This is a genomic window from Lentzea miocenica, assembly GCF_033949945.1.
In the GTDB taxonomy this organism is placed as follows: Bacteria; Actinomycetota; Actinomycetes; order Mycobacteriales; family Pseudonocardiaceae; genus Lentzea; species Lentzea miocenica.
Genome location: NZ_JAXAVW010000081.1, coordinates 1 through 4,366 on the forward strand (window position 1 = coordinate 1; position 4,366 = coordinate 4,366).

5 protein-coding genes are annotated in these 4,366 nt (G+C 69.6%); 1 reads left to right on the forward strand and 4 read right to left on the reverse strand.

Features of this window, described 5'->3' with window-relative positions; genetic code table 11:
- Window positions 1–51: 51 nt before the first annotated feature.
- The 4 genes from SK803_RS46230 to SK803_RS46245 form a co-directional block, all read right to left on the reverse strand.
- The gene (locus tag SK803_RS46230) at window positions 52–408 is read right to left on the reverse strand and encodes an antibiotic biosynthesis monooxygenase family protein (RefSeq protein WP_319972624.1); all 357 of its coding nucleotides are present in this window, start codon (window positions 406–408) and stop codon (window positions 52–54) included.
- Window positions 409–454: 46 nt separating this feature from the next.
- Window positions 455–1,120, reverse strand: a complete 666-nt coding sequence (locus SK803_RS46235) for an HAD family hydrolase (protein WP_319972625.1) — start codon at window positions 1,118–1,120, stop codon at window positions 455–457.
- A 22-nt stretch (window positions 1,121–1,142) separates the two neighbouring features.
- On the reverse strand, window positions 1,143–2,441 hold the full coding sequence (locus SK803_RS46240; RefSeq protein WP_319972626.1) for a wax ester/triacylglycerol synthase family O-acyltransferase: 1,299 nt from the start codon (window positions 2,439–2,441) through the stop codon (window positions 1,143–1,145).
- A 61-nt stretch (window positions 2,442–2,502) separates the two neighbouring features.
- Window positions 2,503–3,432, reverse strand: coding sequence for an anti-sigma factor RsbA family regulatory protein (locus tag SK803_RS46245; protein ID WP_319972627.1), 930 nt, complete (start codon window positions 3,430–3,432; stop codon window positions 2,503–2,505).
- Between the two features lie 191 nt (window positions 3,433–3,623).
- Between SK803_RS46245 and SK803_RS46250 the strand changes: the two genes are divergently transcribed.
- Window positions 3,624–4,366 (forward strand): alpha/beta fold hydrolase (locus tag SK803_RS46250; RefSeq protein ID WP_319972628.1); only part of this gene is annotated, 743 nt, incomplete at its 3' end.

Here is a 4,366-nt window from a genome sequence, read left to right on the forward strand (position 1 = left end):
ACCCAGCCTGCCCGGCATCCCCACGACACGCCGAAACCTAACAAAGCACTACTAGGGCCTGCGCGTGAAGCCGTGGCTCCGCTCGACTTTCGCCACGTGCAGCGTGTAGCTCTCGTACCACTCGTCCCGCCCGCGCTGCTGCGCCGTGCGGTGTTCGGTGTTGGACCGCCACTGCGTGAGGGCGTCGGCGTCGCGGAAGTACCCGACGGTGATGCCCAGCCCGCCGGGAGTCTGCGCGTGGTCCATCCCCAGATAGCCGGGGACGTCCTTCACCAGCTCTTCCATGCGCGCGTTGGTCTCGCTGTAGCCGTGCTGCTCCTGGGTCCGCACCGTGGTGAAGACAGCCACGTAGTAGGGCGGTTCGAAAGGCTCGATGGGTGCGACAGGTGTCTCGGAGTGATCGTTCACCGCGTCACCGTATGAGGCGATGCGGCCGGCGATCCAACGGCTTTTCTCAGGCGTTGGGCTCGACGACCTCGGCGAACGGCAGGTCGGACAGCTCCGCCCGCAGCGAGTCCAGGTCCGCGTACACCGCCGACGCACCGCGGTCGACCAGCTCGTCCTCGCCGAACCCGCCGGTCAGCAGCCCGATCGACGGCAGCCCGGCCCGTCCGGCGGCCTCGCAGTCCCACACCGAGTCGCCCACGACGACCGCGCGGGAGCTCTTCACCGACCGCAGCGCCACCTCGACCAGGTCCGGCGCCGGCTTGCTGTCCTCGACGTCGTCGGACGACGTCCACGCGATGTCGCCCGGATCGAGGAGCTTCAGGTAGTGCTCGACGTGCTTGCGCTTGCCGGAGCTGGCGAGCACGACGGACAGCCCCAGTTCGGTCGCGGCGCGGACCAGGCGGTGCGCGCCCTCGAGGGGCTGGATCTCGTCGATCATGGTGTCGAAGTGCCGCTCCCAGGCGGTGCGCAGTGCGTCGCCGTGGTCCTGCTCCACCTTGTCGCCGGCCACGGCGGCCACCAGTTTGTCGCCGCCCATGCCGATCGCGCGGTGCACGCGCCAGGCGGGCACGGTGATGTCGACGCCGCGGAAGGCACGCAGCCATGCCACCGTGTGGTGGTAGTTGGTGTCGACGAGGGTGCCGTCGACGTCGAGGACCAGGGTGTTGCTCATGCTGCCAGGTTTTCCCATGGCTCTACCTCGGCAAACCCACCAGCTCGCGCGTGTCCTGAAGGGACGCCACCTCGCGCCGCAGCACGCCGTCGAGCCACTGCGCGTCGGACATCCACGACTGGTTCGTGTTCAGGCAGACGTGCACGGAGGACCGGTAGACCGACAGTGCGACGCCCACCGCGTGGCCGGGCGCGACGGGAGCGACCGGGTACATCTCGCACAGCGCGGCGCCGTCCAGCGACAGGGGCACCGACGGCAGCGGGACCGACGTGACCAGCGTGTCGAACAGCAGGGGAGCGCAGCGGGAGGCCACGGGCGCGGCCAGGCGGTGCACCAGTGGCGGCACCTTGTCCGCGAGCTTCGGCAACGCTCCGGCGCCGCGGTCGGGTCCGGCCGCCTTCGCCGTCTCCATCTGCTCGCGGATGTCGCGCAGCCGTCGCACCGGGTCCGGCTCGCCGACGGGCAACGCGACGAGGAAGCCGGAGATCTGGTTGCCCGACGCCGCGTCGCCGGAGCGTGAGCGCTGGTTAACCGGGATCAGCGCGCGGACGACCGAGGAGGGTCCCGCGCTGTCGTGCGCGGAAAGCCAGTGCCGCAACGCGCCTGTGACGAGCGCGAGCAGCACGTCGTTCACCGTGCCGCCGTGTGCGCGCCGGATTCGGTGCACGTCCGCGAGATCCAGTCGCGACATCACCACGCGGCGTGGCCGGGTGGACTGGGTGAGCACCGGCGAGTTCAGCGTCGGCGGGCGGGTGTTCATCAGCACCGACGAGGCGATGTCGATCGTGTCCCTGATCCCCTGCAACGACGGGATCGACGGGATGATCGAGCGCGAGACCGGTTCCGGAGCGTCCGGAATGGACAGCCGCGAGGGGTCGAACAGCTGAATTCCCAGGCCGACGGCCTTCATGCCGTCGCACAGCGAGTGGTGCAGCTTGGCGACGACCGCGAACCGTCCGCCCGCGAGGCCGGTGATGACGTGCAGCTCCCACGGCGGGCGCGCGAGGTCGAGCGGCTGTGCCATGAGGTGGGAGACCAAAGTGGCGAACCGTTCCCGGCCGCGCACGTGGTGCGTGAAGACGTGGTCTTCCGGCGCGAAACCGGGGTCCTCCACCCAGCGCGCACCGCCCAGCCACGAGGTGCGAGCACGCTGGCGCAGGCGTGGGATCTCCTGCGCCCGTTCGCACAGCACGGCGGCGATGCGGGCCGGATGCACCGGAGTGGAGGGTGCGAAGGTCGCGATCGCGCCGAGGTGCAACGGATTGTTGTTGCCCTCCATGGCGAGGAAAGCGATGTCGAGGGGGGAGAGTTGCTCTGTCATAGGTGTGTCAGGCAACCAGGTCCGCGTGTCGTGCGCATTTCTATGAGATGGCGCTGACTCTCTACCGGCCCAAGTACACTCGAACGGTGGTACCGCTGTGACTCGTGTGGGTGCGAACCAGGTCACACAACAGGTTCACCATCACGATCCCGAAGCCGGACAGACCGGTGAACGCCGGCGGGAAACCCCTGCCCGAGTCGCTCACCTCACACACGACGGTGTCGCCCTCACGCCACATCCGCAGCTTCCCGCGGCCGGACGCGTGCAGGATGCTGTTCGTCGCGAGCTCGTTCACCGCGAGCACCAGATCCTCGATCTGCTCACGCCGCAACCACGTCGCGTACGCCGACACGAGCTTGCGCATGTGCGCGAGCGTGCCGACCGAGAAGTTGTGCTCCTCCGCCGACGCGGGCGGCGGCGGTAACGGCACGTTGTAGACGTCGGCCAGCCCGGCCGGGTCGGTGTACCACGCGCTCGCGACCCGTCTGGAGCCGTCGATCACGACCGGGTGGGTGCGCCGGGCGTCCTCCAGCACGTGCTCCGGCAGCGCGCCGGCGTCGTAGGGGCACAGCAACGTGCCGTGGCGACCCTCGAACGCCGTGTTGATCAACGCCTCATGCTGCACGCACGCCGGGTACTCGAGCTCGGTGCGGCCCGGCCACACCGGTTCGCCGACCATGCGGACCCGGCTCTGCGGGGCGCTCGCGCTGAACGCCATCAGCACGCCGGGGATGATCCGGCCGGGGTTGCGGCCGGCCTCGGTCATGTTGATGAAGTGCACCTGGTCGGCCCTGCCACCCAGCTGTCCGCGCAGCAGGGCGATGCTCGGCTCCGGCACCGCGACCAGCACGGGCTCGCCGCTGTCGACGCCGTCCGCCACGAATCTGGCCGTACCGGCGAGGAAGTCGTCCTCGCCCCGGTAGAACAGGGCCTCGTGCGCGAACGGAGCAACGGAGTTCATCGGCTTCCCGAAGGTCGGTGGCTGCGGCAAGCCTTCATTCTGCTACCCGTAACAGTGTTTCGGCGGGGGCCAGGCCGGTGGTTGTCGACGAACGGGAAGCCTCCCGCGTCTCATCACGCTTCCGGCGGAGCCGGACCGGCGTCGTCCCGTGTGGATTCGGGGTGCGTCCGGGGAAACCTCCCTGCACACTCGCACAGTCGCAGTGAGGGAGGTGGCCCCCGGTGATCCCGCATCACACGCTGACCGGTCCGGACGACGCGCCGGTGCTGGTGCTCGGCAACGCACTCGGCACGACGACCGGGCTGTGGCGCGACTTCTCGCTCCCGTTCCGGCTGTTGCGCTTCGACCACCGCGGCCACGGCTCCAGTGCGCCGGTTCCCGGTCCGTGCACGATCGAGACGCTCGCGTCGGACGTCGTGGAGCTGTTGGACCACTTGGGACTGCGCCAGGTGTACTACTGCGGCGTGTCGCTCGGCGGCATGGTCGGCATGTGGCTCGCCGCGCACACCGACCGGATCTCCCGGCTGGCGCTGATCTGCACGACGGCGTGGTACCCGGACAAGTCCGGTTGGGACGAAAGGATCACCGCGTTGCGCTCCGGAGGGATGGAGCCCCTCGCGGACACGATCGTCTCGCGCTGGTTCACGCCCGCGTTCCCGCCGGCCGAGGTGGCGCGGTTCCGCGCGGAACTGCTCGAGGTCGACGTGGCGTCGTACATCGCCTGCGCTGAAGCGATCAGGGACATGGACCTGCGGCCGGACCTGCCGAAGATCGACGCGCCGACCGTGGTGATCGCGGCGGCGCAGGACCACGCGACGCCGACGGAGTTCGCGCGGCACATCGCGGACGACCTGCCGGACTCGGAGCTCTACATCGTGGCGGACGCGGCGCACCTGGCGGTGGTCGAGGCGCCGAGAACGATCTCGGTGATCCTCGACGACCACTTCGGCAACGACCGGACGTT